At 61.3% G+C, this 20,984-nt stretch carries 12 protein-coding genes and 4 pseudogenes; 7 read left to right on the top strand and 9 right to left on the bottom strand.

What is annotated here, in order from left to right; all coding sequences use genetic code 11:
* Positions 1-209 precede the first annotated feature (209 nt).
* From ACSZOQ_RS17385 to ACSZOQ_RS17360, 6 genes and pseudogenes are all read left to right on the top strand, one after another.
* Positions 210-433, top strand: a pseudogene (locus ACSZOQ_RS17385) (DNA polymerase IV); the annotation flags it as partial.
* A 340-nt stretch (positions 434-773) separates the two neighbouring features.
* Positions 774-1,196 carry a transposase gene (locus ACSZOQ_RS17380; RefSeq protein ID WP_439923187.1) on the top strand — a complete coding sequence of 141 codons (423 nt, stop codon included), beginning with the start codon at positions 774-776 and terminating at the stop codon, positions 1,194-1,196.
* Complete coding sequence (gene tnpB / locus ACSZOQ_RS17375) at positions 1,193-1,546, top strand: IS66 family insertion sequence element accessory protein TnpB (protein WP_439923186.1); 354 nt, start codon at positions 1,193-1,195, stop codon at positions 1,544-1,546. The genes ACSZOQ_RS17380 and tnpB overlap by 4 nt, the downstream gene beginning before the upstream one ends.
* 69 nt (positions 1,547-1,615) lie before the next feature.
* Positions 1,616-2,107, top strand: a pseudogene (locus ACSZOQ_RS17370) (IS66 family transposase zinc-finger binding domain-containing protein); the annotation flags it as partial.
* A 160-nt stretch (positions 2,108-2,267) separates the two neighbouring features.
* Positions 2,268-2,423 (top strand): annotated as a pseudogene (locus ACSZOQ_RS17365) (IS66 family transposase); the annotation flags it as partial.
* A 69-nt stretch (positions 2,424-2,492) separates the two neighbouring features.
* Entirely contained in the window at positions 2,493-2,663 is a 171-nt protein-coding gene (locus ACSZOQ_RS17360) for a transposase domain-containing protein (RefSeq protein ID WP_439926119.1), read from the top strand.
* Between the two features lie 84 nt (positions 2,664-2,747).
* On the opposite strand, the pseudogene ACSZOQ_RS17355 reads toward ACSZOQ_RS17360, so the two are convergent.
* Positions 2,748-2,970 (bottom strand): annotated as a pseudogene (locus ACSZOQ_RS17355) (DinB/UmuC family translesion DNA polymerase); the annotation flags it as partial.
* 299 nt (positions 2,971-3,269) lie between these two features.
* Here ACSZOQ_RS17355 and ACSZOQ_RS17350 point away from each other — a divergent pair.
* Positions 3,270-3,584 carry a hypothetical protein gene (locus ACSZOQ_RS17350; protein WP_439923650.1) on the top strand — a complete coding sequence of 105 codons (315 nt, stop codon included), beginning with the start codon at positions 3,270-3,272 and terminating at the stop codon, positions 3,582-3,584.
* Between the two features lie 775 nt (positions 3,585-4,359).
* On the opposite strand, the gene drmC is transcribed toward ACSZOQ_RS17350, so the two are convergent.
* Genes drmC through ACSZOQ_RS17310 form a run of 8 tightly spaced genes read right to left on the bottom strand, consistent with a single transcriptional unit; the run spans position 4,360 to position 20,979 of the window.
* Positions 4,360-5,121, bottom strand: a complete 762-nt coding sequence (gene drmC / locus ACSZOQ_RS17345) for a DISARM system phospholipase D-like protein DrmC (RefSeq protein ID WP_439923649.1) — start codon at positions 5,119-5,121, stop codon at positions 4,360-4,362.
* Positions 5,121-6,962: a DrmB family protein gene (drmB, locus tag ACSZOQ_RS17340; protein ID WP_439923648.1), complete on the bottom strand. Its 1,842-nt coding sequence runs from the start codon at positions 6,960-6,962 to the stop codon at positions 5,121-5,123. Before drmB ends, drmC begins: the two co-directional genes overlap by 1 nt.
* Positions 6,959-10,939, bottom strand: a complete 3,981-nt coding sequence (drmA, locus tag ACSZOQ_RS17335; protein WP_439923647.1) for a DISARM system helicase DrmA — start codon at positions 10,937-10,939, stop codon at positions 6,959-6,961. The genes drmB and drmA overlap by 4 nt, the downstream gene beginning before the upstream one ends.
* A 21-nt stretch (positions 10,940-10,960) precedes the next feature.
* Positions 10,961-11,956, bottom strand: coding sequence for an O-methyltransferase (locus ACSZOQ_RS17330; RefSeq protein ID WP_439923646.1), 996 nt, complete (start codon positions 11,954-11,956; stop codon positions 10,961-10,963).
* A 3-nt stretch (positions 11,957-11,959) separates the two neighbouring features.
* Positions 11,960-13,375: an ATP-binding protein gene (locus ACSZOQ_RS17325; RefSeq protein WP_439923645.1), complete on the bottom strand. Its 1,416-nt coding sequence runs from the start codon at positions 13,373-13,375 to the stop codon at positions 11,960-11,962.
* A gap of 10 nt (positions 13,376-13,385) precedes the next feature.
* A complete protein-coding gene (locus tag ACSZOQ_RS17320; RefSeq protein WP_439923644.1) occupies positions 13,386-17,480 on the bottom strand; it encodes an Eco57I restriction-modification methylase domain-containing protein in 4,095 nt (1,364 codons plus the stop codon).
* Positions 17,477-20,599 carry a DISARM system SNF2-like helicase DrmD gene (drmD, locus tag ACSZOQ_RS17315; RefSeq protein ID WP_439923643.1) on the bottom strand — a complete coding sequence of 1,041 codons (3,123 nt, stop codon included), beginning with the start codon at positions 20,597-20,599 and terminating at the stop codon, positions 17,477-17,479. Before drmD ends, ACSZOQ_RS17320 begins: the two co-directional genes overlap by 4 nt.
* The gene (locus ACSZOQ_RS17310; protein ID WP_439923642.1) at positions 20,596-20,979 is read right to left on the bottom strand and encodes a very short patch repair endonuclease; all 384 of its coding nucleotides are present in this window, start codon (positions 20,977-20,979) and stop codon (positions 20,596-20,598) included. Before ACSZOQ_RS17310 ends, drmD begins: the two co-directional genes overlap by 4 nt.
* Positions 20,980-20,984 lie beyond the last annotated feature (5 nt).

Below are 20,984 nucleotides of genomic sequence, written 5' to 3'. Positions count from 1 at the left end.
CGCCGATCCCCCGGCTCAGGGGGTCAATATTGCAGGCCGAATAACAGACGTCGAGGACGTTGCAAAAGAGCAAGAACCCGCGTTCCAGCAAAGCAATGTTTATCAGCGCGACATCGAGCTTCCGCTGCGAAGAATTACTGCGTACGACAGGTTTTCCGCGCGGATCTAGCGCGTTCTACGCCTCGGTCGAACAGCGCGAAGCTGGCGTCTACCGGAATCCAAACGGCCAATACGTGATCACACCGGAGATGGGACCTGGCTTTGTCGAAGCAAATTCCATGGCATCGGACCGGCGACCAACGCGAAAAGGCAAGCACCTGGAATTTTCACAGGTCTCGATCTGCGAAACCAGGAGTTGGCATTTCTCGAGGCCAACTTTGGAAAGGCCGGCGCATACGATTACTCGATATCTCGAGGCATAGATTTTACTCCGCCGTTGACAGACGATTGAGACGGTCGGGCGATCACCGGCATAGATAAGCGGACCATCGGAAATCATTGGGATCCCGCGGTCGTCCTGCTGGCTGTCAAATCGCATCCAAGTGCGAGCCCTTTTGACGTCTTGTGTCAGCGTCCTTCCGTTTAACCCTTATGGGCTTGGGAGGTAGGTCTGCCCGGATGAACCAGCAGGAACTCCAGTCCGCGGCCGGGCTGCCGAGGTATCAGCATTCCAGCGCTCGAAGCCACGATAGCTGTAAGCGCTCAGTTGATCCCCTTGTATCGGGTTAGCATCGAACATGCGAAGAATCCTCCGGTTGTGACGGAGGTTTTGGATGGTGTTGGACGGCAAAAAGGACGTCCATTTGGACGGCTCATCGACTGGAATAGTCAGCCGGCTTGAAGTGCTTGAGGGACCGACGGGGCGGCGCGTACGTTCGGAATCTGAGCGTGCTCGGATCGTTGCCGAGAGTTTATTGCCTGGCGCTCAGGTAGCGGAGGTGGCGCGCAAGCATGGTGCGACGCGCTGGCAGATTTACGACTGGCGCCGACGCTTTCGACAGAGAGGCGGCTTGCCGTCGTGCGACTCTCCGACGACAAGCTTCGCACCGCTGGTTGTGGAAGAGCCGTTAGACGAGCGTCACGTTCCGATGGTCAAGATTGAGATTGCGATCGGTGACATCGTCGTGCGGACGGACGCGGCGATCGGCGAGAAGCAACTATCACAGGTGATCCGCGCGGTGCGGACGTCACGATGATCGCTGCTGGCGCGGAGTTGAAGATTTACATCGCGACGCGGCCTGTCGACTTCCGCTGTGGTCACGATGGGCTTGCGGCGAAGGTGCAGGAGATGCTTGGTCTCGACCCGTTCTGCGGCGCGGCGTTCGTGTTCCGATCGAGGCGAGCGGATCGGATCAAGATTTTGGTCTGGGATCGCACGGGCCTGGTGTTGGTGCACAAGCGGCTCGAAGGCTGCAAGTTCGTGTGGCCGACGATTGCGGATGGCGTGATGCGGGTATCGCCGGCGATGTTTGCGGCCTTGTTCGAAGGTTTGGACTGGAGGCTGGTCCGTCCGGAGGAAGCACGGCGTCCGCAAGCGGCGGGATAACTGCGGCAGAGTGACTCGGGACGCTCTTTGCGCATGGCGAGAACGGCGGCGATGTGCTGGAAATAGCGCATGAACACCGCGGCGCTGCGCGACGAGAACGAACGCCTGAAGGCGCTTTTGGCGCAAACGCAAGCGACGTTGGGCGAGCATCAGGCGGCGCTGGCAACGTCGGAAGAGGCGCGGCGCCGGCTGGAGGTTATCCTCGGAGAACTTCGCCGCGAGAAGTTCGGCGCGAAGTCCGAGAAGCTGCGGCCTGATCAATATCATTTGCCGCTCGAAGACGTCGAGATCGCGCAAGGCGTCCTGGACGCGGCGCAGGAGAACGCGGCGGCGATTATCCAGGGCCGATCGCGCGGCGCATCAGATCAAGCCCGTCATCGCAATCGGGGCTGCCTGCCTGCGCATTTGCCGCGGGTGGAGCGGATCATCGAGCCTGCGAGCACGCTGTGTCCCTGCGGCTGCGGCGCGATGACGAAGATCGGCGAAGACGTCAGCGAGCGTCTCGACGTGATCCCGGCGCAATGGCGCGTGCTGGTCACGCGTCGTCCAAAATATGCTTGCCGCCGCTGCTCGGGCGCGGTCGTTCAGGCGCACGCGCCGGAGCATGTCGTGCCTGGCGGACTGCCGACCGAAGCGGCCATTGCGCAAGTGATCGTCTCCAAGTTCGGCGATCATCCGACTGGCCGCGCGCAAGGAGCATTCGCGGCCTGTCGTTGCTGCTTTGAAGCCGTGGTTCGAGAAACAGCTGTCGATGATCTCCAGCAGCTCGACACTCGCCCAGGACATCCGCTACGCGCTCAATCATTGGCCGGGGCTGACCCGCTTCCTCGAAGACGGACGTCTCGAGCTCGACACCAATCCGGTCGAAAACGCCATCCGGCCGGTGTGCCTGACCAGAAAAAATGCGCTATTTGCTGGTCATGAAGTTGGAGCCGAGAATTGGGCTTTGCTGGCGTCGATCGTAGCCACCTGCAAGCTCAACGACGTCAACCCCGTCGCCTACATCGCCGAAACACTCGAGGCAATCATCGCCGGCCATCCTCAAAGCAAAATCGAAGACCTCATGCCCTGGAGATTCCGCAAAACGTCAAGCCCACATCAATGGGGCAGCGGTTGAGCGCTTACCGATAGCTCTCCATTAGCTGAACATATCAACAGAGCCGCGAGATGCGGTTCCTTACGGCGCGGCCGGCGCACGGGCTCACAGTGGCAGGGATATCTGCGAGATTTCGATCTCTTCCTTCTGTAAAGCCGAAAGCGACACACCCAACAAACGGACGGCCTTCGGCAGAGGTATTAATTTTCTGAAGCAGTCCAGTCGCGACAAGCTCGAGTTCAGGTCGGCTGCTGACGGGATTCGAAAACGACTGGCTGCGCGAGATAATCTCGAAGTCCGCGAACTTGACCTTCAGTGTGACGGTCCGTTGTCCTGAAAGATGGCGGAGAGAGTGGGAGAAGTTTCCCGAATTCCTGCCCTTAGCGATATCAGAGGCTTAGCCGAGCAGCTCATCCCGATGTACCACCTGACTGTACCAAATCCAATTGACCGGCTCTTAAGCCCCAATAGCTATGATGCTTTGAGAAACGCTTGGAGGTCCCCGGCTGGAGCAGTCTAGTGACGAGAATTTACGATGATGAAAGGCGCAGCGCAGTTGCGGTAGAAAGACTACGAGCTGATAGGGAAAGCTCAGAGGGCTGCCGGCAAAATGGTCGGTTCTGGGCCATGAACAGAGCCAGTTATGCTGAGCTTGAACGATTGGCCAGTATGGCTCCTCTCAAGGGCAAATCGCTTGAAGTTCTGATTTCTTGTCTGGATGATCCAGCGAACTCTCTATTTGGATGCTTCGGCGGTATCGGACCGCTACTATTGTGGCGCCGTGCGATCTACCGGTTCGTCGGATGGAAGATGAAGCCCGCAGCCGAGGGCGGCAGAGGCCCCACGGAGGATGCAGTTCGCGGCTTCATCGAGGGAGCAATAGAGTTCTTTTCTGAGGTGAAGACACAATTGGAGAGCAACGAAACAGGCCCAGACCAATGACTGATTGAGCGGACTTCACTGGGTGAGTTTGTTCAGCGGCTTTGAAGCCAGTACGACATCCTTTCCAAATATCTCTCAGCAGGGCGATCCTGCCCTGGCACCCCATCCCAATTCGCAAACGCGATACCTCAAAAACCGTCCTCCAAAAATCCCACCAATTCGGCCGCCGAAGCAGCGAGTTTCGGCGTCAATTTCGTGTCTACTTCCAAATTCATCAGCCCTCCGCAGGTAGTCGATGGAGCTGCGTCGCGGAAAAAATCCGCCCGCTCTGGGGTTCGAACCCTCTACAGCGCCTACACCGAGGCGGGTTCGTTCTGGGCGTCTTATTTTCAGGTGGGTTGTAGGATTGGATGGCAGAAAAAAGCTCGTGGCGGAGATATGCAATTATGCATTTGGCGCGCGCTCGGGAAAGCGCGCGCCATGACGACAGTACTCGCCCGGCAGGCCGACGAAGTCAGGGCAAAGGGCGAAGCGCTCTTCCGCCAGGCGGACAAGTTATCGTGCGAAAGTTGGAATAGAGCCGACCGATCCGTCACCGATGGTCGATCAGGCGCTGATCGTGACCCCACTCCGATCGGCTTTTTTCGATTGTCTTTATGGCGTTACTCCGGGCACCTGCAGTGATCTGACCCCTGTGCCGATTCACAAATCTGCGGGCGAAGATGCATCCACCCCGCAGTGGCGAAGGTTGATCCTCCCTGTAAACGCCTGACGAGAGGCGAAAACCTTATGTAGCAGGGCTGCACAGCATTGAATGCTGTTCCAAATTATCCAATTAGACCCGACGAATGACCTTGGTCTCAATGAGCGCCCGGAGATGCGATTGCAAACTGGCCGGGACATGACCGCCAGTGACCAAGACTCCCGCTTCCATATTCTTTTCGAGCGCATGGCCAGTGAGGTTCGCACTCGTCACAAATGCAGTGCTGTCGTCAGCCACCGCAACTTTTGCATGAACGCGACCATTGGTGAATGGATGTGGCCGGTCCGTCCAGGCATATAAAAGAGCCGAGGGAACACAACTCCTCATCGTCGCCACCGGATCGACGAGCAAGCTGCCGCCCTGCGTCAACGACGCCTCGACGAGAATTCGGGTTTCGACACCACGGTCGATTGCCGAATTGATCGCGGTGATGACCGATGGCACATCGTAGGCGACGAAGCTGACGATGAAGAGTTCCGACTTAGCGCGCTGAATCAGATCCAGGAGCACTTGTTCGGTACGTCGCGTGGGTACGTATGGCGTCGTGGGCCCGGTCCAAACGAGTTCGACACTGCTGTCGCGTTGTGACTGCAATCGAGCGTGAGCCGCGCCCATCAAGATTCCAGCCACGACATCGCCTGGTAATCCGGATTGTCCCCAGGTAGCGGTGAGTGAATCCAAAGCTGCGCGGGCGGCCGGTGTTCCGACTATTTGATGCAGGCTTCTATCTCGATCATTCGACGTAGCGCCTCGGAGACGAAAAGCGATTGCTTCGATCTTCGATGGTGACAACAAGGCCACGAGTTGGGTGACCGCGTTCAAGAGCGGTCCCATCAGGAGTCCCCAAAAAAAGCCGCGTCGGGGTTCTCCAGCGTCGGAATCACCAAAGCCCGGTCCAGATGGCGGTTGCCTCGCTCACATGAGGTTTCCGATACGAAAGAGCAGGCATGACAGGCCGCCCCGTGCAACGACTGATCCTTGCTGGGGTCGTGCTCGGAACACAAAGGATCGGACGCGCAGACATGCGCTCTGTCCAGCGCTTGGCGGAGTAACCGCCCGAGATTCTCGGGTTTGCCCAATTCGACCAATCCACCGAGCGTTCCATCGGAGTCGGCAGCCGCGGTGTAGATGAGGAAACCGGCTTGATCCTCGTCGTCGTCGACTTCGGCGTAGATCCGCTCGCGAATGCTCGCTGCGTTGTATCCGCACTCGAGCGCCAATTCTCTGATCAGCATGTGTGCAAGCGTGTGTAGCATCACATAGCGCACGCCGGGATAGCCCTCGTTCGGATCCAGATTGCGCTTAAGGCGCCAACCCCGATGGCCAGTGCGCAAACGAGCGTCCAGCGATTGGACCGCCTCCTTGTTCGCCCACGACTTCAGAGCATCGGTATCGAAGCGGATGAAAATTCCCTCGCCGTGAACCTGGGTTGCCGGTATCCAATCGGGAGCCGAACGCCCGAGTGGCGCACGAGGTGCTGCGGTGTCGCCCGATCCTTCGTCAGGAGATTCGACCCGTGTAAATCCCAGCAAGGCGTTTACCTCGCGCAGCCTTTCCAAGAGCAGCACACGCATGATGGCTGCTTCGAAACCTGGTGGAACTCCGACCTTCTTGCTCATGAAATGTGGATAGTCGGTCGGCGGATTCTCGGCGGTCAGGACATTCCACTCCGGACCCTTGAGGTCACTTTGTCCGACGTCGGTCGCCCCGTTCCGGTGGGCTTTTATGGCACTCCATATCTGGTCGTTCGCGAACTGCTCGATGCCGGGCAACTGCGCCGTCTTCTTGAGCGTCTTGACGACGAAACCAACCTCTTCGACCGACGAAACTTCCTCGAAGAAGGTCCAGCCGTCCCCGACGAGTTGCGCCAGCGGGCTGCCGGTCTGCGGGATGGCGAGAACCGACAATGTGACCGGGAACCAGCCATTGGTCGCACCGAGTAGAATCGCTCGCGGATCTTCGGGACAATCTTCGTCGAAGCGATCGATATGCGGATGCCTCCCGCGACATGCGGGCAAATTGTCCCTGCCAGCCTGACCGAAGCCCTGGGCCATGTTCTTCGATGCGCCGCAGGCATCGCATTTGACCCAGAGGTTCTCGGTTTGAAGTGAAGCGCCGCTCTCGAAAAACCGGAGCGTCCCGCGGCAATCGGACGGGCCTCCGTGAACGAACCAGTGCCAGGGGAAATCGTCCAGATGTCCGGCGCGGCAAGCCATCAGGAAGCGGGCTGGCACGGCGTCGGCGTCACGGGCTCGCTGATCGTTGTTCGAGCCCCGACAACCCTCATGGACGAAGCGGGTCAACTCGGGGCGATACCGGTTTTCCTTGAGCTTGAACAAGCCGGCATCGAACGGCGACAGTAGCCCGCATTTCACGCAGCGCAGCCATCTGGGGAACGGCTTCACCGGAACACCGATCAGAGCCACAGGAGAGAATGGATCGACGACGTCGCGCTCGCCGATCGGCGGCATCCGCAACGATTCTACTTGAGGTCCCAGAACGCTTCGGACGTTCGCCAGCAGGCGCGCCTCCTGTATGGGCTGGCACCGATCCTTTTCCCAACGGTCGATCCCCATGGTGACCACCGAGAGGTTGGGCAGGTCGATCAGTGCGCCGGGACCATAGGTCCAGAGAAGCTGGCTGGGCCGGATTTCGCCGACTAGGGTTTTGCTCATGCGTCGCCCCCGTCCGTCTGCGTCGTCCGTGCTCGCCAGGGTGGATCATTCGTCGAGCGGGCGTCTTCCATCACCAGTCTCACACCAGGTTCGACCTCACGCATCGACATCGGAACGGTCCAATCCGTCCATGGCTTGACGCCTGGCGCCTCTAACAGCGGATAGGCGGTGGGACCCGCTCCATATTTTTGATAGACGAGCGTACGACCGCCGACGCCGGCCTCGTTGGCCCAATCGTCGGCACGGTGTTTCAGCTCCTGTTCTGTCAGGACCTTCTTGCCAGAATCCTCGGTGACCTCCCAGCTTCGGTCCGCCACCGCCCGTATCGTCTCCAGCATCTCTGGACGGCTGGGGCTGGTCATGGCGCCAGCGCCCGTGTTCGGAGCAAACGGATCGTAGGAGTGGCGCATGATCGACAGCATCGCCCCGGTCAGACCGCGATCCAGCGCCCGAGGCGAGAAGGGAGTGACCGACTGGGCCTCGACATGCTGATAGAAGGTCGCGTGATAATGTTCGAAGGTCTCGTAATGGGAGAGATCACGCGGGCGCGCCCAAGTCAGTACGGTGGCAACGAGGCCGGGAAAGGTTCGACCGACACGACTGGTCGCCTGAATGTATTCCGCCGTGCCCTTGGGCTGACCGTTGACGACCATGACGCCCAGGCGGTTCACGTCGACACCCACCGACAACATATTGGTGGCCAAAACGACGTCGATCGGACGTGGGTCTCCCGGATTCCTTCTCGAAACCCATTTGGCCGTCACCGGATCGAAGGTCCCCTCGAAGGGGATTTCGAGCTGATCGAGATAACGTGGGATGTCGTGACTCGAAACACGCGACGTCAACTCGCGCACGTCATCGACCCGTCGTTGTGACAGACCCGGTCGATCGACGAGGCTCATACTCACGCGGAAGGATCGCGTCTGGACGTCGTCTTCGGCGAGGCGCTTCATTCCGCCCAACTCTCGCAGTGAATTGAAATAGCCGACCAGCGTCATGTACGGGTCGGCGACCGGACCGAAGCGGTCGAACAGAGCTTGCGCTGCCGTGAGGAAGGCCGTGTACGTCCTAATCAGCACCGCAGGGCGAGAGCTGCCGGGCGCGCATACGCCCATGTAGCGGCGACCCGATTTCTCTTCGATGGGTCGCTGGACCGAAAAGAAGTTGTCCTCGACGTCGAGGCCAGAAGGCGGGAAGACCGAAATACGCCGCATGAACACATTGCGCACTTGGTCCTCGGCGCGCCGGATGGTGGCGGTGGATGCCACGACCTTCGGCCGAACCTTCCTGTCACCGAGGGGCCAAGTGCTCAGTTCGTCGACGGCGCTCTCGTAGAGGCCGACCATGGTGCCGAGCGGACCGCTGATGAGGTGGAATTCGTCCTGGATGATGAGATCGGGTGGCCGCAGGGCGGCGCGCACCGGCTTCACCTTCGCTGCGGGATGAGCGCCCCGCGCGCGATGCCCGGTGCCGCAATCGTGCCCCGGCCACAGCAATCCGTGGCGCTCGCATTCTTCATCGACCCTGCCGAAGAGGGTTCGGACCTCTGGCCGCCAAGCCATCATGGCGAACTTGTCGACGGTTGCGATCATCATCGTAGGTGGACGATGGTAGATCTCCTCGTCGACCACCTTCACGGGCAAGCCGGGGTGAGAGCGCCCGCTGGAACCGGCTCGCGAGAATTCGCAAGTGCCGAGCTTATCACCGCAATGGATGAGGGTCCGGCCCAGGACCCTATCCACCTCGATGTCACGGCCCGCAGAGATCTCCGAGCCGCACCAAGGGCAGCTCGTCAATTGCGCCGGCGATGCGATACCGGCTCGATTGCGATCGCCGTTGCGCAGTGCTTCGATCGCTTGGTGAGCGTCCTCGGTCCGGCCCGGTGTCACCCGATTGCCGACCCATAGTCCCAACGAGAACGGTTCCTTGCCCCACACCTTCTCATCTGCGCGCCGGATCACTTCCATCGCGCATAACAGGGCGGTTGCGCGCTGGAACTGTTGCAATGTCAGTAGGCGCAGGGTGTATCGCATGATCACGGCGAGGCCGCGCGAAGCGTCCAGCCCGCCAAGGTCGTTTTTCAACCGACGCATCGCCATGGCGAACGCGGCCACGCCTAGATAGGCCTCGGTCTTACCGCCACCCGTCGGAAACCACAGCAGGTCGGCGAAGGCCTCGACGGGCTTCGTTCGGTCGGGATGCGCTGGGTCGGCGAGCGACGGCACCGACAACAACAGGAAAGCCAACTGGAAGGGGCGCCAGGATCTGTTCCTGGAGATGTCGAGCTGCGCGACATCGGCGGCCTCACCCCTCCGGCGCTTGAGAGCATAGAGGCTCCGCACGCGCTGCAGCGCCATGGACTTGTTGGCGAAACGAAATGCCGTCAGCGTCGCGCTGTCGGAAAAGAGGGTGTTCATCCCTTCGCGGAGACGGCGCAGGGTTTCCTCGCAGCGGGCTATCACATCTCGCCCCGGCTGGTCGAAGCCGGTGATCTCGCTTTTCAGCCGCGCACGTTGCTCCTTGATCCAGATGGCGTAGTCGTCGACCAGGCATGACAAGGCATCACGCAGCGCCTGCGGCTCTAATTCCGCGAGGCGGCTCATGTCGAGCCAACCTTCATCGACCATCCGGCGCATCGCCGGGCGGTCGCCGGGGTCGAGGCCCGGCGTCTCCGTCACGGCGATCTCGTAGCGCGGAATGATCTCCGTGCAGACCCGCCAAGCCTTCCCGGAATCTTCCGGCATCGTGTCGGCGTGGACCGACACGCCGTGGCCGACGGCGAATTCCAGCCGATTGCGATAGATCAGGGCCAGGCGATCGCGTTCCGGATCGTCGACGACGATCTCATTGGAAGGGCGTCGCCTGAAGATCGCCTTGTCTCCAGCGCCTTCTGGCGCGGTCACGGAAATCTCGGGCTGGAACAGCCAGGCGCGGTCCTTGTTGTCGTCGGGCTCCAACTGGCCGTTCACCAGGAACAAGGTGACGAGGCGTTCCCCCTGGTCGTTCGTCCGGACGGTGCCTTGCAGCCTGACGTCAGGCTGGTCCCGGTCGGGTGTCGAGGGCCTTATCGGCCCGTCGTTCAGAAGCAGGGGCACGACACCACCGCACGGGATGCGCCGCCACACCTTGACCTTGGTCTCTTCCTCCTTGCCGGTCGCTCGGTTCTTCCGGGTTTTGACGACTTCATGCTCGTCGCCGGGGACACGCTCGTAGTGTCCCCACCGAACGCCGACGGCGAGCGACTCTGCGCCTGGCGCGACACAAAAGGTGAACCCCAGGCTGGACGGCACGAGCGATTGATTGTTCGTGGTGTCGATCTCGTCGAGGGCGTCGTCCTCTGGCTCCACGCGGCCGGAAGCACTCGCGAATTCGGCGCCGGGCTCGTGAATGGGCGCCGCTCGCTCATCCTCGATGTCTCCGACCTCGTCTGCGGCCGCCGCTGGCTCGACTGGAGCCGTCTCGCCGTCACCTGGCCGCCGCGGCGCGAGCTTCCCGACCAGATAGCGGTCGCGGACACTCATGTCCTTGATCAGCTCGTGCGGGCCACCGGCAGGACCAAGAAGATCGTCGCGGACCGCTAATTCGAGCAGATCGCGCACGTAGGTGACGTTTTGGGAGAGCGGCACGTCAGCCGCGGAAATACCATCTAGAGCGAAGATACTCGTCAGGTCCTCGGGGCGGAGCCGTCCGATGGGACCGGAAGGCAACGTCAGCCCGACGTCGGACACCGAGCCCGACGCGCCGAAGGTGTGCATGCGGTCGAAATAGATCGTCGTGCTCGTGAGATCGGAGCGCAGCCGTAGAATCCGACCGGCACGCATCAAATTGCCGTCGGCTCCGGCCGCGACGATCCAGTGCCCTTCATCGAGCGCCGAAAAGGCCGAACGCTCCCCATTGAGTTGAGCTACGAAAGGACCGAGCCAAGCCAGTTCCTTGGCAAGCCAACCTTGGGAGTCTGGATCAACGATCGAGGTCATGCGTCGTCCTCAAATAAATCTCTACAGCTCGACGCGAGAGAAGTGCGGGTAGATGCGGTAGAACTTCTTGAAGACCGCGAAGGGATCCTCGCCCATGTCAGACTTGGGAAGTTCGAAGGACATCTTCGTTCTGGCGTCGTCGTTCGACTCCATCGTCAATCGCTCCAGCGTCGAAAGGGCGGGCAGGTCGAGACGATGCGGCGCATCTGGCGTCGAGTAGAACTCCCATCCCTGCACGAGCTCTTCCACTGACGTATCGCCAGCGGCGCACACCACGAGCGCGGCCGTCACCATGGCCTGCCCGTCGGCATAGTGTGTGCCGAACGCCCACACGACGCGCCGATCGCGAAAGCTGAGCGTTTCCTTCTCCACCGCGAGTTTCAGCGCACGGAGAAGGCTCGGGCCGTAGGTCTTGAAGCTCATCCCCTCAGCGGTCATCCCGCTCGGAAAAAGTGCGCCGAGGCGTTCCTTGAAGCGGGCCAGCCGCCATTCCTGGATCGTCGGCTTCGCGGCCCGATCGCCAGACGCCTCACCGTCGATTTCGACGGAAAGCTCGCTGGCATCAGGTTTTCCGAGTGAGGCCGGATTTGCGTTGAGCGTCACGCGAAGCACGCTCCCGAGCGGAACCGTGCCTATCGTCCGCGCGAAGCGTTCGATCTGCGCGGTGATGCCCTTCGGCTCGGTGTAGTCGAACCACACGATTGCGGGCACCTCGAAATCGAGCCCATCCAGATAATCTTCGAGCGTTTTGTGGACACATTCGATCGACGCAACGGGTCGATTGAAGAGTTGGCGCTTGTGGACTTCTCCCTCGGTCTCGACGCAGGTCATCCGTTCGAGGCCGAGCCGGGCATGGACCAATCTGAAGTCTTCGAGAAAGGGGCCGCCGAGACCCACATAGTGGTACTTCTCCAGCGACAATGCCGGAGCGAGCCGCATCAGCAGCGAGAGGAACAATTCCCGGTCGACGGCCTTGTTGGGCCTCAGCCGGTAGGGAAGCGAAGATCCGGCGCTCATGTCTCAACCGTCCTGCTTCTTGGCCTTGGCGAGCGTCAGCTCGAAACATTTCTCGCCCACGATTCCTGGCTTCTCATCATCGATATCAAACAGCATCTTGGAGACGAGCCGCAGTTCCTCGACCGGCCGCGAGAACACGACCTTCCTCGACGACGGTGTTTTGCCCGGTGGTTCGGGCAGAACCTTTGCCTTTTGCGGATTGAACTCGATCTGGGCGTCGCTCTTCTTGATGGTGCTGCGCGCGGCGACTGATGCGATCGCCCTGCCCAAAGAGAGCGGCTTGGCATCTTCCCAGTAGGTCGACTGATCGGCGCGCGGGTGGTTTTTCCACTGGTTCGTGTACGAGATCCAAACGCGCATACCCTCTTTCATCTTCACCAGCGACTCGAGCCAAACGTTCGATGAGGTGTCGAGCGCGCGCTTCGTGGTCGTGACCGGCAGCTTGTCTGCACGTTTGGAGCGGAACTCGATGATGCCGGTGATGATCGCGAACTGCGGGTGGTACAGCGGAATACCGTCGCCCCAGCCCGTGAGGCGGCTCTTGTCGCCGACTATCACCGCGCGATCGTTGCAGAGGACTGTCCAGCCGGCGGTCGCCGACGAGCGATCGCGCTCGAAGCCCGAGTCGTCCTCATCGTCGTTGCCGAGGCTGCGTCCTGTATTCAAGCCGACCGTGATCGAGACCAGCACGTCGTCTATCGTCTTCTGGAAAACAAATGGCGCTGGCCCGTCGTCGCGCTCCGACACCAGCACCTCGACCAGCACCGGCTCCACGGGTTTGCCGTTGAGATCGACCTTGAGGCCCCACTGAAGGAACACCGTGAAATGCTCGGAGATGGCCGTGCGGACCTCGTTCTCGAACGCCTCGTTGGCGAAGTGTCTGGAGACGCCCTCATACAATTCATGCACACGGATCACGGTGCCGGGCTCGGCGAGCTTTTCGCCGGCTTCAGTCGGCTCGTTGATCGGCAACGGCTCCCAGCCTTTGGCTTCGAGCCAGGCTGAGGTGATCGGCACCTCGAAGGTGTCGTCGCCGTAGCGGGTCCGGACCAGCGCCTCACGCCCCATTTTGAAGATCGCGCGCTTCATTCCCACGCCGTACATACCGATGGTCTCGGTGTCGGAGTCGCGGTCGTCGTCGGGCTCGCGGCCCATCTTGAATGCGTAGTTCTTGGCAACCTCGCGCGGGATACCGCCGCAATTGTCTTCGATTGAGAAGTGATCGGCGGCGAGTTTGATTTTCACGAAGTGCTGCGAGTAATCGACGTTGTTGCCATTCGCGAGCCGCAGCGCGCCATCGAGGCAATTGTCGAGAAGGTCGAGGATCGCGTCGGCGAGGTTGATGTCGCGCGTCAGCATCGACACAAAGAACCGTTTGGTTGGGCTCGCCTCTGCCTGATCGGTGGTAGGTTTTGTCATCGGCGTGGCCTCAGTGTGATGTAGTTTTGGTGACGTAGGCGTCGGTAGATGCCTCATCCGCCTTGAGATCTTCGAAAAGCAGCCCTACGTCGGTGGACGCTCGGCGTCTGCCTCTCCCGGATTTTTGGCGTTCTTTACCAACATCGGAAATCGCCGCTGATGTGGCTTCGTAGAGCTGGCGATTCAGCTCAATGAGCTTGGCAAGCACGAGATCGCGCGTTTGCTCATTCAAACCATGATGGCTGGAGTTTGCATCCCCATCATCTTGAAAGCCATGAGCGAGGTCGAGATCGCTCCAGCCGTAGGCATCCGCCACTCCGGCGTCGATGCGTTCGAGAAGACCGCGCATCGCGACGATTTCAGCGTCGCGGGAAGCAGATGAATGGACGGCGTTCATCGCGTCTGTCATCCCAGCCGAGTTTCGACGACTCCATGAAATGAGAGTGTCCTGGAAATCTCTGGCCGCGGTGATGGCATCTTCAGGCACATTCCCTGTTGGGAATGGGAACGTCGCAAGCGCTTCACTGACGGAGAGTGTCAGCGTGTTGTTGTCTCCTCCGAGGCTGCGAACAGAATAATTGCGCAGCCAAATTTGGAACATGGAACTCAAGCATATCGGGTGGACGTTTTCGTGGGCATCTTCCACTAGTACGACTTTGTTCGTGTAGATCCACTCCGTTGGTGCCTGAACGCAGATCGGATATTTGGCGGCCTTCGCAAACGCTATGAATTGATGGCGGGCGCGAAGCTGACGCATTTGCGCAGCGCGATGGTTCCAGAACTGCCACCACCGATCGACGAGTCCCTTGTAACTCTTGAGTTCTTTCGAGGTTCGTGTGGGCAATACGATTTCGATGAGAAACCGATAGGCAGTCGGCCATTCGCTCTCGATCGTTTCCAGCGGCAGATCGGCGAGATCGAGAGCCCAACGCTCCACGCGAGTGAGTGAAGTGCTCGTGATGTCGTTGCCGGTGATGTATGGCTTTAACAGCGAGCCGCTTTCGGAGCGTAGACGTTCGAACCATGGATGGTCCTTGGTGAGGACGAACGCCAACCCCTTGCCGTTATGGACCCCCTCAAAGGCGAACAGGGTGTCGGCGAGCGCCTTCGGCTCCCATCCCCCGCCAATCTCAGGCTGAAGTCGGGGACCGATTTTCTCACATGCAATGCCGTCACAGTTCCGAAGCCCGGTCCATCCTCCCTTCCGAAAACAGACCATGGCGATCACGGTGGAGGCTGCCCCTGGCCATGGCATACCCTTGCAAGAGAAGTAGAAGTCGCCTTCAGTGGCTATACGTTCCAACCCAACGGAAACAGCGCTGCCCTCGGCGATGTTGTTTGCCGCCAATAACCCATAGGTCCCGCCGTGTCTCAGCAGTGTGGCCGCCCGACGATGGAAGACGACTGAGAGGTCGATCTTTCCAGGGGCCACCTCCAGGATCATCTGCACGACACGCTGGTAGGCAGCCCCGTAGGTTCCCTTCCACAATCTGTTGCCGAGGAACGGCGGATTCCCGACGAAGGCGTCGAAACCACCATTGGCGCGGAGGAAGACCTCGGGAAATTCCAGCGGCCAGTGAAAAGGGCGCCCACGCTGTTCGGCGACAAAGTCACTCATAAGGTCGGACTGAGCCTGCGCCGCAAGATCCTGGCGGGCATTTACTGCGCCATCTGAGGCCCGGTCAGCCGTGATGGAGAGGGCGGCGAGTCGCTTTTCCAAGTCCTCGCCACTTCCGGTCGCAACTACGAGCCCGATGAAGGCATCCGCGATCAGCTCCGAAGTTGCGATGGCGGCGCTCGACTGCGCGTCGAGAGCCGCCATCGCCTCAACGTCATGAATGTCACAGATCGGTATCGCGCGAAGTTGCGCGCGCAACTCCAAGGCGCGATCGACGGCCATACGGACGGCTCGCCCGAAAAGACGAAGCTGTTCGCCAGCAGACGGATTCATGTTCAGGGCGGTGAGCTGTGCGAGGTTGCCGATGCCGAGAAGACTGTCGCCGCTCCGCAGATTGTGGTCGAGGAAGCCGAAGGGCCGTCCCTTGGCGAGCGTGGTCAGCCACAACGATAATTTCGCGAGTTCGACCGCGAGCGGGTTCTTATCGACGCCGTAGAGGCAACGCTCGGCGATCAGGCGACGCGCCAGGATGGCGCGTTCTTCGGTATCACGCGACAGTGGCTCGAAACCTGCCGCATCATCCGCGGCGCGGATGCGGCCTTCGTCGTCGATCCGGCCGCCCGCCGTTTCCACGTCGGACCAGGCTTCGACTAGCCGGTCGGCGAGCCAGCGACAAGCCTGCACGAGGAACGCGCCCGATCCCATCGCGGGGTCGCAGATCTTGAGGTCGAGGAGTTCCTCGGCGCTCCTGAGTTTCCAATCCTCCCGCGCCTCGCCTTCGGCCGGGCCACGATAGACGATCGGGGTCAGTGTCTCCTCGACGATCTTCTCGGTCAGGTTCTTGGGCGTGTAGTGCGTTCCGCTCTCGCGCCGGTCGGCGCCGAGGACGACGACGAAAGCGCCGGCGTGATGGACCAGAGGGTATCCCCACGGGTCCGTCCGCAGGAGGTCGGCATAGGGCAGGATGCGGTCACGCAGGGCCACGTCGCCACGGCAGACGGTGAGCAGCCGCGCCGCCACGCGCTCATCCGGCTCCCGGCCGATGGCGTTGCGAATGGCGGGCTCGGAACGCTCGCTCCTTTCCTTCAGGAGTTCGACGATCCTGGCGGCGCCGTCGAGGCGGGCCGACTCGATTTCGCCGAGCACGACGCGCGCATTCTTGGCCTTGGCCGATCCGTCGAGTTCGAGCGTGACGTCATCGACGCGCTGGACCGTGCGTTCGAGGAGACCCTCATAGACGTGACCGATCTGTTCCACGTCGAGCGCGCGGTAGGACAGGGTGCGCCCCTCGAAGGTCTGGATCGCCTCCAGCAGGAGCAGGACCGTCCGGTCGTCGATCGGCAAAGGCTCCGCGGGATCGCTCCGCCAGTTCGTGCCCTTCTTGCGGCCTTCGAGGAAGGGGTAACGATCCGGGTCGAAGAGTGAGCCGCCCATCGCCGGCAGCCGCAGCAGCGGATGGTCGATGCCGCCATAGACGCCACGGAATAGGGCGAGCAGCCGCGACCACGCCGAGCGGCGGCGTTCGAGTATCTCCTCGGTGTCGGCGCGCAACTGCATACGCAGGCTGGAGAGAGCGTAGAAGGCGTCGTAGCGGGGATCGCCAAGCAGGAGCAGGCCGCGCTCTTCCGCCGCCAGCAGGAAGACGAGTCGCATCATGACCGTGAGGCCGGCCTCGTAGAGTTCCTTCGGATCGACGTCGTGCAATAAATCCCGGTTGCGGTCCTGGTCGGCGCGGTCGAGGGATTGGACCAGCACCTCCACCGCGCGGCGGACCTGTTCGCCGAGCGCGTCGGTCACGTCGTCCTGGTGCTTCAACGATCGCTCGAACAGCGCCGGCAGCCTTTCGGCTTCAGGGCCGAAGAAGCGACGGACCCCGAGCAAGCTAACGAAGGCGCGGAGCGTTTCGGGTTCCTGGCCCCAGAGGCGAGCATACCAACTGGCGAAGCTCGCGACCGCACCCGCCGGAGCGTGAACGAGCATCCAGCGCTCGCCATTGGTCACGAGACCGATCGGGCACCCGACGGCTCGGAGCAGCGACACCATGCGGTCGCCCGGCGTCGCGGCCAGCCCGTCGTAATTCCGGGTGGCGTCGAGATCGGCGTCGGGATCGTAGATCTGAATGAGCAATAGCGGGGCATCGCCCTGCGTCGGATTGACGATGGCCAGGTCGGGAACGATCGTGACGCCGTGTTCGGGCAATGGGGCCTTCAGCCGCTCCGGCAAAGCCGTCGCCCGACGCAAAACCTGATCGTCCACCTCCAAGGCGCTCTGTAGGACCTCGTCGATCCATGCCGAATGGACCGCGGGCAGATCGGGATCGTCCGCATCGACGGCATCACGCCACTCGTCGTAGGCGGCGCGGAGTCGTTGCGGGCGACCGGACGTCAGGGCTTCTAGTCCCTGGGGAAGTACCTCCCTCAGCACGGGGACAGCGAGGAATGGTCCCGACACCTCGATGAGATTGAGCCAGTCGTGGTTGGTGCTCATCGCGGCCGCCCCTTCGTCAAGGACTCGGGCACGAGCAGAATGGCCGCGACGGGAAACGTGTGATCCCGAACATTGGAATATCTGTTCGTGATGGCGCGCACCTCCTGTTCCCGCTCCAGCGGAATACGGGCGAGACGCGCTTCGAGGGCCGCGTGATCGCGTCGTAGCTGGGTGCGTTCATCCTCGGAGAAGAGCGATAGCTGTTGTGGCTCGCGGCCGGCGACGAGTTCAGCCCGCAGGGCCTTGTCGAGATCATCGAGCACCTGCCGGATGTCGTCGCTCTCCCTTCCCTTGCGCGCGTCGATCGAATTGGCCAGGAAGCGCAGACGATCCTTGGAACGTGCATCGACCGATCCCAATACGGAATCGCGCTGCTTCTCGAAGCGGGTTCGCAGCGCCGCGAAGGTCGTATCGGGCAACACGGCAGGGGCGGAATCCTGAAGCCATCGACGCACCTCCGTCACTCGATCTTCGCGGCGAAACCCGGCGTCACGCAGATAGCCGCCTGCCTCTGTGAGTTCCTCGTGCAGGCGATGGTGGCTGCCGCCCGTGATCACCAACCGAGAAACGACGATGACAGCGGGACCTTCGAGCTGGTCGTCGGGTAAGGAACGGGCGGTGACCCGGTGGATTTTCTTCACATCGTCCCGAGCCCAGATTTCGGCCCGCAACAGGCGCAGGCTCATCTGAACGAGGCGGTGATTGAGATGCACCAGGACGACGTCATCACGTCCCTTCGCCACGTCGTGGTCGAAAGTGATGGGGCGAACCCTCTTCGTATAGGGATGTTCGAGCCCTTCGAGGCATCGCGTCCATGAACCGGACAGCGCCGGCATGGTGAAAACGGTGCCGACTGGAGCCCCTGGGAGAGAAACGGCCTCGAGGTCCGGTTTGTCGGAAAGGCGCAGAGCCGCTCTCACCGCTCTTTCGATGTGGTCGGGCGAGAGATTCTGCTCGCGCTTGGTCTCGGTGAGACGTTCGTGCAGCTTCGCGACCCGCTCTCGGAGATCGCGCTCGGCTCTGACGAAGCGGCGCGATTTTTCCATGCGCGCTTCGGCCAACCGAGTGTCCAAGTCACGCCGACGCCCCTCGATTAGGTCAGGGAGCTGCGGGGCAATGACCGGGTTGACGCTCCCCATGTCGGCTCGCATGGCATCAAGCTTCCGGAGAGCGCGCAGGATGTCCTCTCCATGATCCCCTTCATCATCGACTGGATGCCAGATGACCACCTCACTGGAACGCTGGCCGTGCCGATCGATGCGGCCGTTTCTCTGCTCCATCACGTTGGGATTGTAGGGAATCTCCAGATGGATCATCAGGTGGCAGTGGTTCTGAAGGTCGATGCCTTCAGACGCGGCGTCGGTCGCCAATAGGATTCTGACCGGAGATTCTGAGGGGCTGGCCTGGAACGCCGCCTTCACAGCCTCGCGCTCGTCGTGATCCATCCCGCCATAGATCAATGCCAGCCGGTCGCCACCGAAGCCGTGAGCCACGAGTATCTCGTGCATCCACTGCTGTGTCGTCCGATATTCGGTGAACAGGATGACCCGTTCGTTCGTCCACTGGCCGCCGTTCTGAAGATGTATGGCCAGCCAATCCAGTATCGCGCGAGCCTTGGAATCCGCCCTACGCGACGCTTGCTGAGCCCACGAACGAAGACGCTCCAACATTCGCCATTCTTGCTCGCTGGGCGGTCGGATGTGTTTGCTGGCTTCGCTGAGGGCGTCATACTCCGCCGCCTCGCGCAATGCGTCGTCGGCATAATCTTCTTCGGCCTTCGATATGGCTCGGCGAAGGATGCGATCGTCCAGCTTACGTCGGGTCTGATCGGCCGACGAACGGCCTTCGATCGTCGCTATGTGCTTTTCCAGCGTCGTCGCAAATGCCGCGGGCGACGATGAAAGGCGCTTGCGTAGCAATTGATGGACGAAGCGATCGACGGCTCGCGCGCCTCCCTCGCCACTCTCCCGGCACGATATGTAGTCGCCGAGCAGATCGCGGATTTGTGTTTCATCCTCGTCGTACCTGACGGGCAGCCCTTCCAAGCGCCGTGCCGGGTAGATCCGCTTGCCGTTCGCATCGACCAGATCGCTTTTCAGCCGCCGCACCATGACCCGGGCGCGCTGGGACTCGCTCGGCAGCACATTTCTCGCGAAGCGTTGGTCATCCAAGAGTTCGAGCAGAGCGGTGAACGACTCTGTGTAGCCGTCATGAGGCGTGGCGGTGAGAAACAGCTTGTGCTGGAAGTGCGGCGCGAGCAGCCGGACCAACCGTGTTCTGAGGCTTTCGACGGCGTAGTGCCCGACCGTCGGCGCGATATTGTGAGCCTCGTCGACGACCAGAAGATCGAATTTCCTGGGGTGGGTAACGGTAGGCGGCAGCGCATCCCGGAACAGGCGCAGCCCTTCGCCCTGTTTCACCCAATCCATCGAGGTGATGAGGAGAGGAAACGAGGTCCACGGATTGGCGTGCAAACCGCGCTCACGACGCAGGCGCTTGACGAAATCGGTATCCACGATCCGAAAATCGAGACCGAATTTCTCCTGCATCTCCGTGCGCCACTTTTCTTGGAGCGACGCCGGACACAACACCAGCACGGTGCGCGCACGATGGCGCAGGAGCATCTCCTGGATAACCAGACCGGCTTCGATCGTCTTACCGAGTCCAACGTCGTCCGCGATGAGCAGGCTGGTGCGGGCCATGTCGATGGCTCGCACCAATGGATCGAGCTGGAAATCTTCGATGCTGATGCCGCTGCGGAAAGGGGCTTGGAGATAAGCCCTGTCGGCGTTGGTGGCGGCGCCCCATCGGACGGCGTCAAGAAATGCCTCCAGCGCGTTGGGATCGTCCAAACCCGTGACGCGCGGCAAGCCAGCTCGCTCAATGACGTGTGCGCCGGGCTCCAATTCCCAAAGGACTTCGATTTCCTCTCCGAGGGCATCCTCGTCGATCGACGTCAATCGAATGAGGTGGCGTTTGGGGAGACCGGGAGCCGCCGATCCGCCATCGACGTCTGATACGATCCATTGGCGCCGGCGAGCCTCCACCAACTGGCCGGGTTCTGGGATCGTGTGATGGGCGATCTGGGCCGCTGCGCCGCCCGCTTCCCTGGCGATCATTGATGCCTGCCTCCACCCCGGACGACGTTTTCGATGCGTTCGGCGGCTTCGCAGGCGCGTTCGTGCGCCCAAACGCGGATGACGTGCCAACCCGAAGCACTGAGACGTCGATCGGTATCCACGTCTCTCGCTCGATTGGTTTCGATCTTGTCACGCCAGAACTGGGCGTTGCTCTTTGGCCAAGAGGCGTGTTCCGGACAGCCATGCCAGAAGCAACCATCGACGAAGATGGCGACTCTGGCGCTGGAAAAAACGATGTCGGCGACGCGACGCGGCTTGGTCAGCAGTGGGACTTGCAAACGATAGCGCAGCCCTCTGGCGTGCAGTGCCTGGCGCAGAGAGAGTTCGGCGCCAGTGCCTTTCTGCCGCACCCGAGCCATGCGGC

Origin of the sequence: Nitrobacter sp. JJSN, from assembly GCF_051912485.1 — a bacterium.
In the GTDB taxonomy this organism is placed as follows: Bacteria; Pseudomonadota; Alphaproteobacteria; order Rhizobiales; family Xanthobacteraceae; genus Nitrobacter.
The sequence above is the reverse complement of the archived record's forward strand: the minus strand, read 5'-3'. Positions and strand labels throughout refer to the sequence as shown.